General features: G+C 62.1%; 19 protein-coding genes and 3 pseudogenes. 10 read left to right on the top strand and 12 right to left on the bottom strand.

Annotation, left to right across the window (positions count from 1 at the left end):
- Positions 1 to 141: 141 nt before the first annotated feature.
- Together sugE and ACWTU8_RS14470 are read right to left on the bottom strand one after the other, a co-directional pair.
- A complete protein-coding gene (sugE, locus tag ACWTU8_RS14475) occupies positions 142 to 456 on the bottom strand; it encodes a quaternary ammonium compound efflux SMR transporter SugE (RefSeq protein WP_455848693.1) in 315 nt (104 codons plus the stop codon).
- Between the two features lie 188 nt (positions 457 to 644).
- Positions 645 to 770 carry a hypothetical protein gene (locus ACWTU8_RS14470; RefSeq protein ID WP_082982715.1) on the bottom strand — a complete coding sequence of 42 codons (126 nt, stop codon included), beginning with the start codon at positions 768 to 770 and terminating at the stop codon, positions 645 to 647.
- Between the two features lie 202 nt (positions 771 to 972).
- Between ACWTU8_RS14470 and ACWTU8_RS14465 the strand changes: the two are divergent.
- A pseudogene (locus ACWTU8_RS14465) lies at positions 973 to 1,781 on the top strand (transglutaminase-like domain-containing protein).
- Positions 1,782 to 1,794: 13 nt separating this feature from the next.
- Here ACWTU8_RS14465 and ACWTU8_RS14460 read toward each other — a convergent pair.
- Positions 1,795 to 1,914: pseudogene (locus tag ACWTU8_RS14460) on the bottom strand (IS5/IS1182 family transposase); the annotation flags it as partial.
- Positions 1,915 to 1,985: 71 nt separating this feature from the next.
- Positions 1,986 to 3,572 (bottom strand): adenylate/guanylate cyclase domain-containing protein, encoded by a 1,587-nt coding sequence (locus ACWTU8_RS14455; protein WP_455848692.1) that lies wholly within the window; start codon positions 3,570 to 3,572, stop codon positions 1,986 to 1,988.
- A 606-nt stretch (positions 3,573 to 4,178) separates the two neighbouring features.
- On the opposite strand from ACWTU8_RS14455, the gene ACWTU8_RS14450 reads away from it, so the two are divergent.
- Positions 4,179 to 4,583, top strand: coding sequence for a GFA family protein (locus ACWTU8_RS14450; protein ID WP_455848691.1), 405 nt, complete (start codon positions 4,179 to 4,181; stop codon positions 4,581 to 4,583).
- A gap of 4 nt (positions 4,584 to 4,587) precedes the next feature.
- Here ACWTU8_RS14450 and ACWTU8_RS14445 read toward each other — a convergent pair whose 3' ends face one another.
- Entirely contained in the window at positions 4,588 to 5,862 is a 1,275-nt protein-coding gene (locus ACWTU8_RS14445) for a DNA recombination protein RmuC (RefSeq protein ID WP_455848690.1), read from the bottom strand.
- A gap of 106 nt (positions 5,863 to 5,968) precedes the next feature.
- Between ACWTU8_RS14445 and def the strand changes: the two genes are divergently transcribed.
- From def to truA, 4 genes are read left to right on the top strand one after another with little or no spacing between them, the layout of a single operon-like run.
- Positions 5,969 to 6,511 carry a peptide deformylase gene (def, locus tag ACWTU8_RS14440; RefSeq protein ID WP_455848689.1) on the top strand — a complete coding sequence of 181 codons (543 nt, stop codon included), beginning with the start codon at positions 5,969 to 5,971 and terminating at the stop codon, positions 6,509 to 6,511.
- A 13-nt stretch (positions 6,512 to 6,524) separates the two neighbouring features.
- The gene (gene fmt, locus ACWTU8_RS14435) at positions 6,525 to 7,454 is read left to right on the top strand and encodes a methionyl-tRNA formyltransferase (protein WP_455849060.1); all 930 of its coding nucleotides are present in this window, start codon (positions 6,525 to 6,527) and stop codon (positions 7,452 to 7,454) included.
- The gene (locus tag ACWTU8_RS14430; RefSeq protein ID WP_029347266.1) at positions 7,451 to 7,960 is read left to right on the top strand and encodes a GNAT family N-acetyltransferase; all 510 of its coding nucleotides are present in this window, start codon (positions 7,451 to 7,453) and stop codon (positions 7,958 to 7,960) included. Before fmt ends, ACWTU8_RS14430 begins: the two co-directional genes overlap by 4 nt.
- 18 nt (positions 7,961 to 7,978) lie before the next feature.
- Complete coding sequence (truA, locus tag ACWTU8_RS14425) at positions 7,979 to 8,734, top strand: tRNA pseudouridine(38-40) synthase TruA (protein ID WP_455848688.1); 756 nt, start codon at positions 7,979 to 7,981, stop codon at positions 8,732 to 8,734.
- 100 nt (positions 8,735 to 8,834) lie between these two features.
- On the opposite strand, the gene ACWTU8_RS14420 is transcribed toward truA, so the two are convergent.
- From ACWTU8_RS14420 to dapD, 6 genes and pseudogenes are all read right to left on the bottom strand, one after another.
- The gene (locus ACWTU8_RS14420) at positions 8,835 to 9,428 is read right to left on the bottom strand and encodes a hypothetical protein (RefSeq protein WP_029347269.1); all 594 of its coding nucleotides are present in this window, start codon (positions 9,426 to 9,428) and stop codon (positions 8,835 to 8,837) included.
- A gap of 2 nt (positions 9,429 to 9,430) precedes the next feature.
- Positions 9,431 to 10,630 carry a succinyl-diaminopimelate desuccinylase gene (gene dapE, locus ACWTU8_RS14415; protein ID WP_455848687.1) on the bottom strand — a complete coding sequence of 400 codons (1,200 nt, stop codon included), beginning with the start codon at positions 10,628 to 10,630 and terminating at the stop codon, positions 9,431 to 9,433.
- A gap of 282 nt (positions 10,631 to 10,912) precedes the next feature.
- On the bottom strand, positions 10,913 to 11,920 hold the full coding sequence (locus ACWTU8_RS14410; RefSeq protein WP_455848686.1) for a GGDEF domain-containing protein: 1,008 nt from the start codon (positions 11,918 to 11,920) through the stop codon (positions 10,913 to 10,915).
- Positions 11,921 to 12,167: 247 nt separating this feature from the next.
- Positions 12,168 to 12,890 (bottom strand): annotated as a pseudogene (locus ACWTU8_RS14405) (hypothetical protein).
- 21 nt (positions 12,891 to 12,911) lie between these two features.
- Positions 12,912 to 13,283, bottom strand: a complete 372-nt coding sequence (locus ACWTU8_RS14400; protein ID WP_029347278.1) for a DUF805 domain-containing protein — start codon at positions 13,281 to 13,283, stop codon at positions 12,912 to 12,914.
- Positions 13,284 to 13,311: 28 nt separating this feature from the next.
- Positions 13,312 to 14,166: a 2,3,4,5-tetrahydropyridine-2,6-dicarboxylate N-succinyltransferase gene (gene dapD / locus ACWTU8_RS14395; RefSeq protein WP_455848685.1), complete on the bottom strand. Its 855-nt coding sequence runs from the start codon at positions 14,164 to 14,166 to the stop codon at positions 13,312 to 13,314.
- Between the two features lie 143 nt (positions 14,167 to 14,309).
- Between dapD and ACWTU8_RS14390 the strand changes: the two genes are divergently transcribed.
- Positions 14,310 to 15,149, top strand: coding sequence for an LOG family protein (locus ACWTU8_RS14390; protein ID WP_127315468.1), 840 nt, complete (start codon positions 14,310 to 14,312; stop codon positions 15,147 to 15,149).
- Positions 15,150 to 15,193: 44 nt separating this feature from the next.
- Here ACWTU8_RS14390 and ACWTU8_RS14385 read toward each other — a convergent pair whose 3' ends face one another.
- Positions 15,194 to 15,901 carry a pyrimidine 5'-nucleotidase gene (locus ACWTU8_RS14385; protein ID WP_127315467.1) on the bottom strand — a complete coding sequence of 236 codons (708 nt, stop codon included), beginning with the start codon at positions 15,899 to 15,901 and terminating at the stop codon, positions 15,194 to 15,196.
- A 162-nt stretch (positions 15,902 to 16,063) separates the two neighbouring features.
- Here ACWTU8_RS14385 and ACWTU8_RS14380 point away from each other — a divergent pair, with 162 nt between their 5' ends.
- The 3 genes from ACWTU8_RS14380 to ACWTU8_RS14370 all read left to right on the top strand — a co-directional run bounded on the left by ACWTU8_RS14380 (position 16,064) and on the right by ACWTU8_RS14370 (position 18,580).
- Positions 16,064 to 16,825: a GGDEF domain-containing protein gene (locus tag ACWTU8_RS14380; protein WP_029347283.1), complete on the top strand. Its 762-nt coding sequence runs from the start codon at positions 16,064 to 16,066 to the stop codon at positions 16,823 to 16,825.
- A gap of 163 nt (positions 16,826 to 16,988) precedes the next feature.
- Complete coding sequence (locus ACWTU8_RS14375; RefSeq protein WP_101918682.1) at positions 16,989 to 17,144, top strand: hypothetical protein; 156 nt, start codon at positions 16,989 to 16,991, stop codon at positions 17,142 to 17,144.
- A complete protein-coding gene (locus ACWTU8_RS14370) occupies positions 17,141 to 18,580 on the top strand; it encodes a GMC oxidoreductase (RefSeq protein ID WP_455848684.1) in 1,440 nt (479 codons plus the stop codon). Before ACWTU8_RS14375 ends, ACWTU8_RS14370 begins: the two co-directional genes overlap by 4 nt.
- Positions 18,581 to 18,600 lie beyond the last annotated feature (20 nt).

The following is an 18,600-nucleotide window of genomic DNA, read 5'->3' as shown; positions in this document are numbered from 1 at the left end:
GGCCCTGAAGGCGTTTGTGCTGCGGCCTTGCAGCAAAACTAATGCATGTCGCCCAAAAGTGCGCAGCGGTTTTGGGACGACGACATGCTAAAAACAAGAACTTAAAGCGCGCCGCATGAATCTCTTCAGACGCGACGCGCCTTAGGCCGCGAGTTTCAATCCCATGATGCCGCAGACGATGAGTGCGATGCAGGCCAGCCTGATCGCGGTCGCAGGCTCGCCGAGCAGCCAGATGCCAAGCAGCGCCGTGCCGACGGTGCCGATGCCGGTCCACACCGCATAGGCCGTGCCGACCGGCAGCGTCTTCAGCGCCAATCCGAGCAAAGCGAGACTGACCGCCATCGAGACAACCGTCAGGACAGTCGGCAGCGGCCTCGAAAAGCCATCAGTGTATTTAAGGCCGATCGCCCAGCCGATCTCGAACAGACCAGCGAAGAAGAGAAGAATCCACGACATCGGAACGCTCCATTGGATTGCGGGTCGTCCCGGTCTTTTCGCAAAGCGCGAAGTCGTCTTCGCTGCATTGATATAGAAATTTAGGGTGCCCAATCAACAGCAGCGCCGGCGGCATTTCAGGACCAACCGGTGAATGTCGATTGGCACTGAAATGCCGCCGGTCATACCTCGCGTCGAAACGCCCAGGCTTACCTGTCCTTGAGTTTGGTCGCTTTGACGGGCGGCGCTTTCAGGGTCGGGGCAGCGGCGGGTTTCTTCGCGTCCTTTTTCGGCTTGCGGGCTTCTTTGCCCGCCTTCATCGCACCTTTAGCCATGATTCGTTTCCTCCGATTGTGGCAAGCGAAATGAACCAAGAGAAACGCCCGACCGCAAGAGGCATAATCTGGCGCCGGCGCCAGCCGGCTGACGTCAACCGTTCCTAATTCGCTCGTTGGTCCGTGCGATGATCTTTTTTGCACTGCGGCAACAGCCCGTGCCTTCGCCGGGTGATGATCCGGCAGGCCGGTCAGGACGACAATGCGAATCTACATCGGCTGCGAGATGAGCTTCGATTGTCCGCAGGAAACGCCGCTGATCGCGATGCTTAAAGTCCACTATTCCTGCGCGTCGGATCTCGAACGGCCGGACTTCCTGACCTCGAGCCCACCGGTGCCGATCGAGAGCTACCGGGACAGTTTCGGCAACTGGTGCAACCGTCTTGTCGCCCCGCCGGGTCGCTTCAGCTTCGGCACCGACGCGGTGATCCGCGATACCGGCACTTTCGAGATGGGCGATCTGAGGCCTGGCAGAACGAGGTGCGCGACCTGCCGTCCGATACGCTGCTGTTCCTGCTGCCCAGCCGCTATTGCGAGAGCGACGTGCTGGCAAACGAAGCGTGGCGGCTGTTCGGCCACACGCCGCTCGGCATTCCACGCCTGCAGGCGGTCTGCGACTTCGTCCACAACCACATCATCTTCAATTACGGCAATGCGCGGCCGACGCGCACGGCGGCCGAAGTCTATCGAGAGCAGAGCGGGGTCTGCCGCGACTTCGCCCATCTCGCCGTCGCCTTCTGCCGCGCCTTGAACATCCCGACGCGCTACTGCACCGGCTACATCAGCGACATCGGCCTGCCGAAACCGTGGTCGGACATGGACTTCGCCGCCTGGATGGAGGTCTATCTCGGCGGCCGCTGGCATGCCTTCGATCCGCGCAACAACGCGCCGCGCATCGGCCGCATCCTGATCGCCTCCGGCCGCGATGCAGCCGATGTGCCGCTGACCCATATTTTCGGGCCCGGCACGCTGGCCGGTTTCAAGGTCTGGACGAACGAGATCGTCGACTAGGCCGTGTGGACAGTTACCGCAACCACAAGACAATAGCCGTGAGAGTGACAACGGCGCGGTAATTGCGGGCGGGTTTCTCGAAGCGGGTTGCGACCCGGCGGAACTGCTTGAGTTTGGAGAAGGAGCACTCAATGTGCTCTGTAACTTCACACGGCATGGAAATCACTTCGTTGAAGTCTCAAATGCGGTCAGACGTTCAAAAACCTAAAAAGCGGCGGGCTTGCTTCGGATGGTTAAGGCCAGGAGCGCCTCCGAAAGTCGTTTCTTCGCTCGCTCGACCCCGTTCTCGTCGATTGCCTCAACATCGAGGAACAAGTCGAGGCCAGTCGCGTGCTCGCTGATGACCTGAGGGCGCTGGGCCAGTTCACCCAGGAGGCCCTCGACTTCGTAGGGGACAACCTCCCGGCTGATCCCCTTCATGGCAATCGGTGCTAACGGACGCGCCCGGACAAGGTCGCGGACGAGCGCGTAAGTCTCATAGCTGAGGCAGATGCCGCCGGGTTTGGCAATCGACTGCAAACGGGCCGCCAAGTTCGCTTCGGCTCCGATGATCGTGTAGTCCATCCGATCATCGGAACCGAAGTTTCCAACATTGCAATAGCCCGTGTTGATGCCCATGCGAGCTTGGAAGGGCCGTTCAACTCCGCGGTCACGCCACACCCTGTTCAACTGCTCCAGCCGACGCTGCATGTCGACAGCCATGCGCAAGCAGGCTCTCGCGTCTTCCTCGATGCCTTGCGTCTCGGGGTCTCCGAAGAACACAAGAAGCGCGTCGCCGATGAACTTGTCGACGGTGGCGCCGTGTTTGAGCGCGATCGTCGACATCTCGGTGAAGTACTCGTTGAGGAGAACCGTCAGGTCCTCGGGCTGGAGCCGTTCTACGATCGCGGTGAAATCCTTGACGTCGGAGAAAAAGATCGTGAGCTTCTTGCGCTCGGTCGCGATGGTGACGTCCTTCTGGCCGCTGAAGATGCTTTTGTAAATTTGAGGCGAGAGGTATTTGGCGATCTTCAATGAAATTGCGGCCAGGAAGTCGTTTGCCTCGGAAAGCTCTTTATTGATGCCCTGAACCAAGGCGGACTGACGACGCTGCAGGAGAATGAACGTCAGGCCCGCCGCCGCCGCGAAGCCGAAATATAGGAGCAGATATTTGAAAGCGAGGACGTTCGCAGCGATGGGCTGATTGACTGATATCTCCTGGATCCCTCGGACATCCCCAACCTTCCAGTCCGTCTTGGGGCTGTCCGGGTGTGAGTTATGGCAGGTCACACAGACTTGTCCCATTACAACCGGGGCCGCGGCGCGGACGTGCCGGTCAAACAGCGAACCCGAGACTTCGATGATCGGCTCCCTCGGGTTGGCGCGCAAAGCAAAGATTGCGTTCCGCTCGAATGCATCGAGCTGATGGGGGTCGCGACCTTTGAAAGGTAGATCCGAGACGAACCGATATTTGACGGACCCGTCGTGAGCGCTGATGCGCTTGCCGAGTTCGATCGAGAGGGTTGCTGGAATAGGGATCGCGCCAGGCACGTCCCGGTAGTTGTGCGTCGCGGTTACGGCGTCGTCTGCTTGCAGCACGCGTCCCACGACTTCGCTGCCGTAGAATCCGCGCATTTCGTCGATGATCCGGCTGATTTCGCTGGCTTGCGTGCGCAGCATCCGTTCCGATAGGTCTCGGAGGTCGAGCCAGGCTGCGACGGGCAGACCTATAAGGCCGATGACCACTGCCGCTACCAGGAGCGGTCCCATGGTGCGCTGCTGACGCGCAATCTGTTCACCCAGTCCAGCCATTGTGCAAGCGCCCGGCAGTCACTAGCATCTGAATTATAGCTCATTCCGGGCAAGGTACTAGCGTCAGTCTTGGCTCGATGAAAACACGTCAGCCCTGCAACGACCGACCGACCTTGAGCGGTTGTTGCCAAGCCCCACCCTCACAGCGGACTAGACGGGCAGTGAATCAGTGAAGGGGATGTCGCAAATGGGGCCCGGAATGCGCTCCGGGATAACGGCTCAGGGTCAGAAGTTCACCTCCGGCAAGGCTGAGACTTCTGCGGCCGGAGAGCGCTTCGGAAAAGAAAGTGTCCCGCGAAGCGTATCCTGCGGCGCCCGGCCAACTGGACTGTTCTCACGCTTGGAGAAGGAACGCTCAAAGCCACTGTCCGACTCTCCAGGGCTTTGGCCTATCGCTTTGAACGACTGGACGGCTCGTGCGTTGTGCTGCGTGTGGAGCTTCGGCGCATGGATCGATAGGCTCACAGCGGATGGAAACGATGCGGTACACCATGGCGGCGCATGGCGGGTCCCGAATGTGATCTACGCCGCGCTCGCCACATACTATGTGTCCAAACGGGCGCACCTCGCTCAAGCATTGCCGAACGGATTTTGGGAGGAATGAAAATGAAGATCGACGGCGGGTGCCATTGCGGCGCCATCACTTACGAGGCGGAAGTCGATCCGGAAAAGACCAGTATCTGCCACTGCACCGATTGCCAGCAACTGACGGGCACGGCCTTCCGCGTGACCGTGCCGGCGCCGGAGGACCACTACCGGATCACCAAGGGCACGCCGAAGATCTACATCAAGACCGCACCGAGCGGCGCCAGGCGCGCCCAGGCTTTTTGCGGCGAGTGCGGTTCGCATCTCTATGCCACGTCGGTCGGCGACGGGCCGAAAATCTACGGCATCAGGGTCGGCACGGCGCGACAGCGCGAACAACTGATCCCGAGAAAACAGATCTGGCACCGCTCGGCGCTGCACTGGCTGCCGGAATTCGCAGGCACGACGATCGTGGAGGAGCAGTAGCCTCTTAGTCGTCGCCTTCGACCACCCTTAGCCTCAGCTGGCCGGTCTTGGAGTCGGCGACGCGTGCGCCTGCTTCGGCCCTCGCGCCGGTCCCATGTGACATCCCGGCCGATCCGGCGTCTTCCTCCGTCGGCTGCGCACCGAACTCCAGCGCCTCGATCTTCTGGCCGCGCTTGGTCACCTTCGACGTCGAGACGAGGATGTCGTCGATATCCTTCGCCGACTGGCCGAAATGGCTCTGCAGCTTGCGCACCCGCTCGTCGAGGCGCGAGACATCCTCCATCAGCCGGATGACTTCGCCCTGGATCAGATGCGCCTGCTCGCGCATGCGGGCGTCCTTGAGGATCGCCTGGATGACCTGGATCGACAGCATCAGCAGCGACGGCGAGACGATGACTATTCGGGCGCGGTGCGCTTTGTGGACAATCCCCTCGAAATTCTCGTGGATCTCGGCGAACACCGATTCCGACGGAACGAACATGAAGGCGGTGTCCTGCGTCTCGCCCTGGATCAGGTATTTTTCGGAAATATCGCGGACATGCACCTCAATATCGCGCCGGAACGCTTGTGCGGCGACCTTCTGCAAATCGGCGCCTTCGGCGGCACGGATGGCATTCCAAGCTTCCAGCGGAAACTTGGCGTCGATGGCAAGTGCGGGCGCCCCATTCGGCATCTTCACCAGGCAGTCGGGCCGGCTTCCGTTCGACAGGGTCGCCTGGAATTCATAGGCGCCGTGCGGCAGGCCGTCGGCGACGATCGCCTCCATGCGCGACTGGCCGAAGGCGCCGCGCGTCTGCTTGTTGGAGAGGATCGCCTGAAGCTGAACGACCTGGCCGGCGAGCGACTGGATGTTGCCCTGCGCCGTATCGATGACCGCCAGCCGCTCCTGCAGCTTGGCGAGGCTTTCATGCGTCGACTTCGTCTGCTCGGTCATGGTCTGGCCGAGACGGCCGGTCATCGCGTCGAGGCGTTGGCCGATCGACTGTGTGAGTTCGGCCTGCCGCGCCCCGAACACTTCGGCGATGGCGCCCATGCGGCCCTGCATCTCGGCCTGGCTTTGCAAGATACCGGCCATCCGCGCCTCGGCGTCGCGGGCGTGGTCGGCGGCTTCGGCGGCAGCCACCGCACGCGCCTTGGCCGAGCGCCACAGCGCGACGACGAGCGCCACGAACAGCCCGAGGAACAGGATCGCGCCGAATGCCAATGCGTGGCCGAGCGTGATCGTGGTGGCGCCGAGCCGGGCGATCGGTTCGGACAGGATGGTGGTCAACTCGTTCATATGGGACAGCATAGATGATTCGGCCTGACGGGACAGATCAAAACGTGAACGGCGCTGCAAATGCCCCGGGTTGACGCTTTTCGTGCGAGGTCTTAGGTGAGACGCCATGTCGATCAAGCCGCTTATCATCCTTCCCGATCCCGTCCTGCGCCAGGTTTCAAAGCCGGTCGAGCGTGTCGACGGCGCTTTGCGCAAACTGGCCGACGACATGCTGGAGACCATGTATGATGCGCCGGGCATCGGTCTGGCGGCGATCCAGGTCGGCGAGCCGCTGCGCATGCTGGTGGTTGACCTCGCCAAGGAAGACGAGACGCCGGCGCCGCATGTCTTCATCAATCCCGAAATCCTCGAGAGCGCCGATCAGCGCTCGGTCTACGAGGAGGGTTGCCTGTCGATCCCGGATTACTATGCCGAGGTCGAGCGCCCCGCCGCCGTGCGGGTGAAATATCTCGATCGTGACGGCAAGCTGCAGGAGATCGAGGCCGAAGGGCTGATGGCGACCTGCCTGCAGCATGAGATCGACCATCTCAACGGCGTTCTGTTCATCGACCACATCTCGAAGCTGAAGCGCGACATGGTGGTGAAGAAGTTCAAGAAGCTCGCCAGGGACAAGGCAGGCAACAACGCGCCGGGCAAGTTGGTGGGATAGGCTCAAAATGCCCCTGCGCGTCATCTTCATGGGTACCCCCGAATTTTCCGCTCCGACGCTGCGGGCGATCGCGGAAGCCGGGCATGAGATAGAAGCAGTCTATACCCAGCCACCGCGCGCCGCCGGTCGCCGCGGGCTGGGACTGACGCGGTCGCCGGTTCAGCGCGAGGCGGAGCAACTGGGCGTCGAGGTGCGGACGCCGGTGTCGCTGAAAAGCGAGGTCGAGCAGCAGGTGTTCCGCGCCTTGCGGGCCGATGTCGCCGTGGTCGTCGCCTATGGATTGCTGTTGCCCAAACCCATTCTCGAGGCGCCGCGGCTCGGCTGCCTCAATGGTCACGCGTCGCTGTTGCCGCGCTGGCGCGGCGCCGCCCCCATCCAGCGCGCCATCATGGCCGGCGATTCCGAGACAGGCATGATGGTCATGCGGATGGAAGAAGGCCTGGACACCGGCCCGGTAGCCATGGTCGAAAAATGCGCCATCGGACCCGATATGACGGCCGGCGACCTGCACGATCGGTTGATGCTCATTGGCGCCGCGCTGATGGCGGAAGCGCTGGCACGGCTGGAACGGGATGCCCTGACATTTACCACTCAGGCGACGGCGGGGGTGACCTACGCCAAAAAAATCGATAAAGCGGAGACGCGCATGGACTGGACGCGGCCTGCGGGCGAAGTCCACAATCATATTCGCGGCCTGTCGCCCTTTCCCGGCGCATGGTGCGAGACCGAAATCGGCGGCCGTCTGGAACGGCTGAAACTGCTTCGCTCGACGCTTTCGCAAGGCGCCGGCGAGCCGGGAGGAATTCTCGACGACCGGCTGACGGTCGCCTGCGGGTCAGGCGCGATCAGGTTGGTCGAAGTTCAACGTGCGGGCGGAAGGCCCATTGCCGCGCAGGAGTTTCTGCACGGGGCCAAGCTCGGAAAAGGAATGAAGTTCTCATGAGCATGATGTCGATACGCGCGGCGACGCCGCGAGACCGCGAGGCGATTCGCCTTGTCGAGGAACACGCATTCGGCCAGCAGGCGGAGGCCGGATTGGTCGATGCGCTGGTCAGCGGCGGCGACGCCGTCGTCGAACTGGTGGCGGAAGAAGATGGACAGGTGGTCGGCCATATCCTATTTTCGCGGCTTTTCGTGCAGAACGGCGGCAAGAGCTTTTCGGCGGTGGCGCTGGCGCCCCTGGCGGTCGAGCCATCATTCCATGGCACCGGCATCGGCGGCGCGCTGATCCGCGAGGCGCATATCCGCCTGAAGGAAGCCGGCGAGGCGCTGGCGGTAGTGCTTGGCGATCCTGCCTATTATGGCCGCTTCGGCTACAGCCATGCGCGCGCCGAAAAGTTCGAAAGCGAGTACCAGGGCGAAGCGTTGCAGGCGCTGGCCTGGGGCGAGGCGCCTGAGACCGGCAGGCTGGTCTACGCTTCAGCCTTTAGCTCCGCGCTCGCCGCCTAACCTCAATCCCGCTTAGGAATGCCGCGTTTTCGCCTCGACATCGAATATGACGGCAGCCTCTATGCCGGCTGGCAGCGTCAGGCAGACCAGCCTTCGGTGCAGCAGGCGATCGAGCAGGCGATCGAGAGGTTCTGCGGCGAACAGGTCTCGCTGCGCAGCGCCGGCCGCACCGATGCCGGCGTCCATGCGACTGCTCAGGTGGCGCATGTCGATCTCGTCAAGGCATGGCCTGATGACAAGGTGCGCGATGCCGTCAATGCCCACCTGCAAACGGCCAAGGCGCGCATCGCCATCCTCAAGGCGGCCGTCGTACCGGATGGGTTCGACGCGCGGTTCTCGGCGATCGGCCGCCACTATCTCTATCGCATCGTCAACCGGCGCGCGCCGGCGGCGCTCGACAAGGGCAAGATCTGGTGGGTGCCGAAGCGTCTCGACGCCGAGGCCATGCACGAGGCGGCAAGGGTGCTGCTGGGGCGGCATGATTTCACCACGTTCCGCTCGACCCAATGCCAGGCCGACAGCCCGATCCGGACGCTCGATCGGCTGGATGTCAGTCGGCTGGGTGACGTTGTCGAAGTGCGAGCCTCGGCGCGCTCGTTCCTGCACAATCAGGTGCGCTCCATGGTCGGTTCGCTGAAGCGCGTCGGCGAAGGCGGTTGGACAACTGCCGACCTGAAGGCGGCGCTCGATGCGCGCGACCGTGCAGCCTGCGGCCAGGTGGCGCCGCCCGACGGACTTTTTCTCGTCGGTGTGGATTATCCGAAGGTCGACTAAAGCGCGTCGCGTCTGAAAGGATTCATCCGACGCGCTTTAAGTTCCTGTTTTTATGCATGTCGTTGTCCCAAAACCGCTGCGCACTTTCGGGCGACATGCATTAAGCCGGCGCGCCGATGCCGAGCAGCGCCCGCAGGCCGAACACAACGACCAGCGACGCCACGAACATGCCGGCGAAGACAGCGGTACCGACAGCTGCGCCCCTGCCGATGACGACGTTTGTCATTCGCCAGGTCAGGATCATCGACAGCGCAAACAAAAGCAGCGACGCCAATACGGCGAATTCGTTGGTGGACGGCAGGAAAAGCCCGATCAACGCTGCTGGCAGCATCATCCAGGCGATGATCGCCGACGTCCAGTTGCTGGCCACGACATAGTGAACAAAACGCCCGCCAATGCCGGCGCGCGGCGCGACAAGGGCAAGGCCGACGAGCGGCAACACCCAGGCGCCGATGTCGACCGTCGCCAGACGGATCAGCATGCTGAACCGGCCCGCGAATGCACTCGGATCGCCGATCTCGTTGGCAAGGCCGACCCAACCGACGATCAGCGCCGGTGCCGCGACGACGATGGCGAAGAAGGAATTCCAGAAACCGTCGGCCGAAAGGTCGAGCTGGCGCAGCCCGTCGGCCTTGCCGAGCATCAGTCGCCAGGCGCCGGTCAGCGATGCATAGGTTTCATCGGACGAAAGCATGATTACGATGCGCCTTGCTCGAACCAGTCTTCGATGAAGCGTTGATAGATCTGCGTCAGCGTCTCGAGCTCGGCAAGCGCGACGCGTTCATCGACCATGTGCATGGTCTTGCCGACCAGCCCGAATTCGACCACTGGACAATAGTCCTTGATGAAGCGCGCGTCGGAGGTGCCCCCGGAGGTGGAAAGCGCCGGCTTCCGGCCGATCACCGCCTTGACCGAACCACTGAGCGCTTCGATCAGACGGTCGTCGCGGGTGAGGAAGACGTGGCTCGGCCGGTCGCGCCAGACAAGCTCGTAATCGACCGGCGTCGTCTTGCCGGCCCGGTATTTCTTGCGCTTCGCCGCCTTGTCGAGGCGATTGTGGATTTCCGCCTGGATGGTCTCGGCGGTCCATGTGTCGTTGAAGCGGATGTTGAAGGTGGCCGTTGCCTTTGCCGGAATGACATTGGTGGCCGGATTGCCGACATCGATCGAGGTCACCTCCAGATTGGTCGGCTGGAAGTCCTTGGTGCCGTTGTCGAAGATGGGGTGCAGCAAGGCTTCGACCAGCGTCATCAGCCCGCGCACCGGATTGTCGGCAAGCTGCGGGTAGGCGGCGTGGCCCTGGCGGCCGTTGACGGTGATGCTGCCGGACAAGGAGCCGCGCCGGCCAATCTTGATCATGTCGCCCAACGCGTCGGGATTGGTCGGCTCGCCGACGATAGACGCATCCCATTTCTCGCCCTTGGCGGCCGCCCATTCGAGCAGCTTTGTCGTGCCGTTGATGGCCGGCCCTTCTTCGTCGCCGGTGATCAGCAGCGAGACCGAGCCTTTCAGGCCGCCTTTCGAACCGAGATGGCGCGCCACCGCGGCGATGAAACAGGCTATGCCGCCCTTCATGTCGACGGCACCGCGGCCGAACATCTCGCCTTTGGCGATCTCCGCGGCGAAAGGCGGATGCGTCCATGAGGCCTCGTCGCCGACCGGCACCACGTCGGTATGCCCGGCGAACATCAGGTGCGGACCGTTGCCGGAGCGCCGCGCATAGAGATTTTCGATATCGGGCGTGCCGTCATCCGAAAACACCGGGCGCTCGACGGAAAAGCCGAGTGGTTTCAGCATTTTTTCCAGCGTGCTCAGTGCCCCGCCCTCAATGGGCGTCACCGAGGGGCAGCGGATGAGGGCGGCGAGATTTGCAGCGGGATCGGTCGGCAACGTCATGGGCAAAAGCGATAGTCGAAAGCGCAAGGCCTGTCACGGCCAGACATAAGGGCCAGCCATCCCGCCAAGATTATGGTTTCATGCCGTATAGCCGCAGGCCTAGTGTCGCCCAAAAGCATGCCCTAGGGCTTGATCCCTGGGTGCGCAGCGGTTTTGGGACAACGACATGCATAAGAGATAAAGACTTAAAGCGCGTCGCATGAATCGCGTCATACGCGGCGCTTTAGGCGGGGATGTTGGATGGACGGAGGCGACAAAAGGCCCCAATGATCGCTGTGATCGTCAGTTCGCGGCCCGCACATGTGCCCAGTAACGGCCCTTGCCGGTGCGCTTGGCTTCATAGAGCGCGTGATCGGAACAGGTGAGAAGAATTTCAGGCTCGCCGCCGTCGGCAGGCGCGAAGGCGCTTCCAATGCTCAACCCAATGGGTATTGCGGTGCCCAGGCCAAGGTCGAAAGGTACCGAAATCTTCTCAATGGCCCGCTTTGCCAGGTAGGTGGCTTCGATCTCGGACGTGCCGGGCAGCAGGATTACGAATTCGTCACCGCCGATGCGAAAGACCACATCCCCCGGTCGGAAAGCGCGTTTCAATCGTTCGGCCACCTTGCGCAGCAGCATGTCGCCGACCGCGTGGCCGAAGCGGTCATTGACGTGCTTGAAGCCGTCGAGGTCCATGCTGAGAACGGCAAACGGCCTGCCGCCATTTGCTGCCGGCGCCGCAAGCTCGCTGCACATGCCGCGCAGTTTCTCCTGAAGGAAAATGCGGTTTGGCAGGCCGGTCAGCGCGTCCTTGATCGCCAGATCGCGATTGTCCAGTTCGGCGCGGATCATGCGGACGTTGATCGCATGATTTTGAAGCAGCACGATGATGACGCCGGCTACATAGAACGGCACTTGAAATCCGACGATAGACATTCCGGGCGCCGGAGAAAACAGCGCGCCAAGCAGGAAAGGCAGGCTTACGGCCAGCATGACGAATATGGCGTAGCGCGGGGTCGCTGCGTTGCGGGACGACACCACGCCGACGACGCCTGCGACATTCAGGGCAGCCAGCACGGCGAGCGCCACATTCCCGCTGACGACGCAGCCATAGCAGCCGAGGCCGAAAATCACCGACCATGGCCCTCCGGCGGCCATGAGGCCTGCCAGCGGCCCCGTTCCCCCGCGCTTGCGGGCCCGTTCACATTCCCGCATCAGCAGGAAGCGGGCGGCAAACAGGACGAGGTCGGCCGCGATCCAGGCGTAAGGCCACCGGTCGCCGGTGACGACCGCGGCGCTGACTGCCAGCACCAGGACGCTGATGCTGCCGAACAGGACAGCGAATTTGCGGTCGAAAGTGGTATCGAGAAGCCGTGCGCGGACAGCTTCCGGCTCCGCTCTGATCGGTGAAGAAAACCAGGCGAACAGCCGCGCGCCGGCGCTTCGCTTTCCGCGCGTTTTCGGGTTGGCCAGGGGTTCGTCGTATGCCAGTCGAGTGCTCCGTGCCGGTCGACACAGTCTCCACGGGGCATGCTGGACCAAGGTGATTAAGATTAGTTTAGGTACCTGGACGAGCCGACCGCAAGGGACCGTCGATCAGTGTGATCTTTTGCCAGATCTTCCGCGACAGGTTGGAGCTTAGGGACTCGATGTCGTTGACGCCATCGACGACCACATTGTCGTTCACCGACTGGGCGAACAGCGCGGCGACCTTGCCGGTGATCGACAGCATTTCGGAGCAATAGTCGAGATAGCGGGCGAGATCGGCACGGTCGGTTATGCGTGCCGGTGAATGCTATGTCGGCTTGAATTCGGTTGAAAGCGCTGCCGGGTCCTTGGTCAGCTGATGCATGTCGATGACGTGGATCAGCGATCGCAAGCCATGAAGCTTGCGAAACACCTGCTTGCGCTTGATGCGCTCCTCGGTTCGGATCAAGGCCAGGAAGCCGAGCACCGCGAGGATGATCATGTTGATCAACGATTCGATGCCTTGCACCGACTGGACGGCATCGTCGGTTCCCGAGATACGGCCGAGCGGCAGGATGGTGCCGACGAACAGGAACATCAGCGCACCGGCGGCAATGGCGGCGATGACGACGCCGCGCAGCCACCAGATCGGCGCCTCCAGCGCCTTCGCCGCCTTGGCCAGATCACGCGACAGCGACACAAGTTCTATGGCGACGCCACGCAAGCCTGCATGGGGAAACCGCTCGGCGACGCGTTTTTCCAGTCGTTCGGCGGTTTCGATGATCAGTTTCGAATCAAGCGTACGGTAGCGCATGGCTAGATACCCGATCGGCGCTCAGGATTCGGCCGGCGCATTGGTGCGTTTGCCGTAGCGGTTGGGTCCGGGATCACTTTTGAAAAAGGCCAAAATGATAAGGAGAATGGCGCCGACGATGAGAGAGATCAATGCGTAGTAGGTAGGCTTGCCGAAATCATGGAACCGCTTCGCCGTTAGCGCAAACGTCGACCATGTCGAGACAACCACAGCGATCCACCAGGCGAGCGCCCAGTACTGACTCGCGGCAGTGCCTAGCGGCGTTCGCGAGAACTGGTAGAGCAGAAAAAGCTGAACCAGGAGCGGTAAAAGACCCGCCAAAACATAGGCACTTGGGTTCACTCGCCCGGAAAGGCTGAAGAAAAGCCATAGAAATCGAGGTCTGTCGAGCAAGCGGGTGCGTCCGTTTTTTTGCGAAGGATCAATCGCGAAGCAGTTCATTGATCGAGGTTTTGGAACGGGTCCCGGCATCGACCCGCTTGACGATGACGGCGCAGTAAAGGCTCGGACCGGGCTCGCCATTGGGTAACGGCTTGCCGGGCATCGAGCCGGCGACAACGACGGAATTGGCCGGCACATCGCCGTAGAAGACCTCGCCGGTGGCGCGGTCGACGATCTTGGTCGACTGGCCGATGAAGACGCCCATGCCGAGCACCGAGCCCTCGCGCACAATGCAGCCTTCGACCACCTCGGAGCGTGCGCCGATGAAGCAATTGTCCTCGATGATAGTGGGGCCGGCCTGCATCGGCTCCAGCACGCCGCCGATGCCAACGCCGCCCGACAGATGCACATTCTTGCCGATCTGGGCGCAGGAGCCGACCGAGGCCCATGTGTCGACCATTGTGCCGCTGTCGACATAGGCGCCGACATTGACGAAGGACGGCATCAGCACGGCACCTGGCGCGACATAGGCGGAGCGCCGCACGATCGACGACGGCACGGCGCGGAAACCTGCCTTCTCGAAATCGATGGCACTCCAGCCGTCGAATTTCGACGGCACCTTGTCCCACCACACGGCCTGGCCCGGACCACCCTTGATGATCTCCATCGGGTTGAGCCGGAACGACAGCAGCACCGCTTTCTTCAGCCACTGGTTGACATGCCATTTGCCGTCGGCCTGGCGCTCGGCAACGCGGGCGATACCCCGGTCGAGCAGGTCCAGCGCTGACCGGATGGCGTCGCGCGTCGCGCCGCGGGTTGCCGTCGAAATCGTCTCGCGTTCCTCGAAGGCGGTTTCGATAGTCTTTTCGAGGCTCCCCAGATCGGGCTTCGACATGAATTCGCTCCATTACCAAGCTGTTAAGGGGCCGCACCTTAACCTGTTTTGAAAGTCGCCGGACCCTATGTGAAGGCTTGGTGAGGGTCAATCGCGGCTGCGTCACGGGACGGCGCAAGTGAATAATTGGACGGGCAGGTAATATGACTCCTATGGAAAAGGCGGGGTGGACGCCGCTGCCGCATTCGGACGAGGATCTGGAGCGGTCGAAAAGCGTGCCGGACACGCCGCAGACGCGTGCCGAGACCTACCGGCTGGCCTGGAACGATCCCGACTTCATGACGCGGCGCGAATTGCGCGCGGTCAGGCTGCAGCTCGAACTGTTGAAGCCGGAGATGATCCTGGCCGAGCGCGGCATCCGCTCGACCGTCATCCTGTTCGGCGGGGCGCGCATCCCCGAGCCGGACGGCGAAGCCTGGGCGGCCAAAAACGAGACGCAGAAGAAGAACCTCGAGAAAAACAGTAAATATTACGAGGAAGCACGAAAATTCGCCCGCCTCTGCTCGCAGCAGTCGGCCACCTCTTATTATCGCGAATTCGTCGTGGTGACAGGCGGCGGACCCGGCGTCATGGAAGCCGGCAACCGCGGCGCCGACGATGTTGGCGCACCGTCGATCGGCCTCAACATCGTGTTGCCGCACGAGCAGGCGCCGAATGCTTATGTGACGCCGGAGCTCTGTTTCAACTTCCACTATTTCGCTGTCCGCAAGATGCATTTCGTCATGCGCGCCAAGGCTGTCGCGGTGTTTCCGGGCGGCTTCGGCACGATGGACGAATTCTTTGAGACGCTGACCCTGATCCAGACCGGCCGCATGGAGCGCGTGCCGGTGATCCTGTTCGGCAAGGCGTTCTGGAAAAGGGCGATCGACCTCGATTTCCTCGCCGAGCAAGGCACAATCACCCCCGGCGACCAGGACATCATCGATTTCGTCGACACCGCCGACGAGGCCTGGGGGATTATCAGCCGTTTCTACACGCTTTAGGCCGCGGGGCTGCGGTATCGATCCGGCTGCGCGAAGCAACTGCCTCAAGCAGTGACGTCGACGATCGCGGTGAGGAATTCGGCAAGATCGTCGGTGACGAAATCCACATCATCTTCATTGGCCGGGTCACGTTCCCAGATCTCCGAGAAGGTCGGCTCGAAGTTGCGCGGCACGACCAGCACCGTGGTCATGCCCAGCGATTTCGGCACGGACAGGTTGCGGGCCAGATCCTCGAACATCACCGCATTGTGCCCGGTGACGGCGTGAAGTTCCGCAAATTTCTCGTAGGTCTGGCGCGCCGGCTTGGGGTTCAGCCCGGCAGCGACGATATCGAAGATGTCGTCGAAATGGTCGAGGATGCCGAGTTGGCGCGCGGTGCGTTCGGCATGCCTCCGGTCGCCATTGGTGAAGATGAACTTGCGGCCGGGAAGCTGGCGGATGGCGGTGCCGAGAACGGGATCGGGAACCAGCCAGGAATAGTCGATGTCATGAACCTTCTCGAGAAAGTCGTCGGGATCGATGCCGTGGCGCGCCATCAGACCGTTCAGCGTCGTGCCGTATTCCCGGTAGAGTTCCTTCTGCAGCTTGCGGGCATCGTCGCGTGGCAGCGTCAGCAGTTCTCCGACATAGGCAGTCATCTTTACGTCGATCTGCGAGAACAGGTTCGAATGGTGCGGATAGAGCGTGTTGTCGAGGTCGAACACCCAGTCGGTGACATGGGCAAAGCGGGCGGGATCCGGGAGCGTGGTCATGCAATCCTTATGGCACGAAACCATACTTTTGGCAGAGGCTTTATCCACAACTTATGCGCGTTGCGAGTGGCGGAAATGGCGCGATGATTCAAAATTTAGGCATCGCCGAAAGGTGGCATTCAGGGCTTGCTGGCACAGAGACGGTTCAGGGGGGAGCCAGCGATGAGCCGCATATTTCTGAAGTCCGCCGCCGTCGCTTTCGCCTCCCTCGCAGTCTCGCTTTTGTTGACGCTCATCGTCGTCCCGGCAATGGGCTTTCCGATCAACCGCACGATCTGGCTGACATCCACGGTCTGCCCGCTGGCGCTCGCCTGGATGGCCGGCGCCTACACGTTCTGGCAGGGCGAGAGGTTGAAAAGCGCCCATCGCGACCTCGCCCGCGCTCATGCCCAACTCGCCGCAGCGCATCGGCGCCTGTCGGAAAAAGCGAGCCGCGACGACATGACCGGCATGCTCAACCGCGAGAGCTTCTTTGCCGCGCTCGACGCCTCCCGGCGTAAATCCGATCGCGGTGCTTTGCTGATCATCGACGCCGACCACTTCAAGATCATCAACGACAGCTACGGCCACCTGACCGGCGACGAGGCGTTGCTCCTTATTGCAAGCGCGATCGAGCGCGGCGTGCGCAGCGGCGACGTGATCGGCCGCATCGGCGGCGAGGAATTCGGTGCGTTTCTGGTCGGCGCCACCGAACAGGAAGCCAAACGCGTCGCCGAACGCATTCGCCGTGAAGTCGAACTGATCCGCTTCCGTCCCGTCGATGAGCGGGTCATACCCCTCACCGTCAGCATCGGCGGTGTCACCTGCGGCGAGGATGCCGGCGTATCGGATCTGATGCGTGCCGCCGACCATCGCCTTTACCAGGCCAAGCATCGCGGCCGTAATCTGACCATCCTGGACAGGGACATTTCCGAAGCGGCCTGAGCGGTCTCGCTCATTAAGGAAAACCTAACGCTGTTTGCACTCAGCCAGACCGCTTACACGGCTTAAGCAAAGTGTGACGCTAGGTTTGGCACGGAATTGGCTTCTCCTGGCGAGTATGTTCAGGGAACGCCATGCGTGGATCGAAGCCATCGAGAGACGTGCCATGAGTTTCTTCACCAAGAAAATATCGCGCCGCACGATCGTGCAGGCGCTGATCGCATTGCCGGCCCTGTCGCTGTTCCGCAAGCTGCCCGATACCGATCCGGACGCGATCGTCGAGGTCAATGGTTGGATCCTCAAAAGGAGCGACCTCACTTGATCTTCGACAGCTATGAGGCATTTCGCGCTGCGAACTTCGCCGCCAAGGTCTGCATTCTCGGCTCCGGGCCGGCCGGCACCACGATCGCCAGGAAGCTTGGCGCAGCCGGCATTCCGGTTGTGGTGCTGGAGGCGGGCTCCCGCGAATTCAGCGATGACTCGCAGGATTTCTACCGGGGCGTCACGGTCGGCGACCCATATTTCGATCTCGACATCACCCGGTTGCGCCTCATGGGCGGCAGCTCCAATCACTGGGCCGGCTGGTGCCGGGTGCTCGACAGCCAGGATTTCGAGCCCAAGGCCTGGGCGCCGGATACCGGCTGGCCGATCAGCCGTGCCGACATCGAGCCTTATCTGCCCGAAGTCCAGGACATCCTGGAACTTCCCGACTTCCGGCCGGATGTGCCGATCTCGGACGACATTCGCTGGGTGCAACTGATCAAGAGCCCAGCCGTACGCTTCGGCGAAAAATTTGCCGACGAACTCGATAAGAGCAGGAACGTGGCCGTGGTGCTCAGCACCTATGCCACCGAGCTTACCGGCGACGGCAAGAGGGTGACCGGCGCCAAACTGTGGTCGAACGGCCGGGATGCCGGCTCTTTTACCGCCGACTATTTCATCGTCTGTACCGGCGGCTTGGAAAACTCGCGGCTGCTTCTGTGGTCGAACCAGCGCTCGAACGGCGGCGTGGTGCCGAAGGCGACGGCGCTCGGCCGCTACTGGATGGAGCATCCGACTTTCGAAGGCGGCAATGCCATCCTCGCCGACTATAGCGAGTTCGAGGTCGACGCCACCAACGAGGCCTTCTTCTCGCCGACGCTGGCGGCCATGGAGCGCCTTGAGATCATGAATTTCGGCATCAGGCTGATCGAGACGCCGTACCCCGGCATCAAAAGCGTCATCGCCGACCTCGCCTGCACGGTGCCGGAGATGGCGGAATGGGTATCCCATCAGCTCAGCCAGAACCTGCGCTGCGCCGCCCAGCTCTATGTCGCCTGGGAACAGGCGCCGCTGGCCTCGAACCAGATCCGGTTGTCGAAGACCGATGTCGACCATGCCGGCGTGCCGCGCATCGAACTGCACTGGAAAAAGTCGGAGCTGGAGCGCCGCACGCTCCTCGAGGGCTTGAGGCTGTTCGGCAAGACGCTCGTCCGGAAGGATCTCGGCCGGGTGCGCATCGCCGACTGGCTCACCAATGGCGGGGACTATCCGACGAACGAGGAACTGGCCGGCCACCACCACATGGGCGGCACCCGCATGGGCGCGGACGTGACCAAAAGCGTGGTGGACGCCAACTCGAAGGTGCACGGCATGGATAATCTCTATGTCGGCGGTTCCTCCGTGTTTTGCACGTCCGGCGAATGCAACCCGACGACGACAATCGTCGCACTGGCCTGCCGGCTGGGCGACCACCTCGGCAAGCTCATCGGCGTGTAGAAGCCCGGCTCAGCCGCGCT

Source organism: Mesorhizobium sp. BHbdii (assembly GCF_053848045.1).
This window is presented reverse-complemented; position numbering and strand designations above follow the sequence as displayed.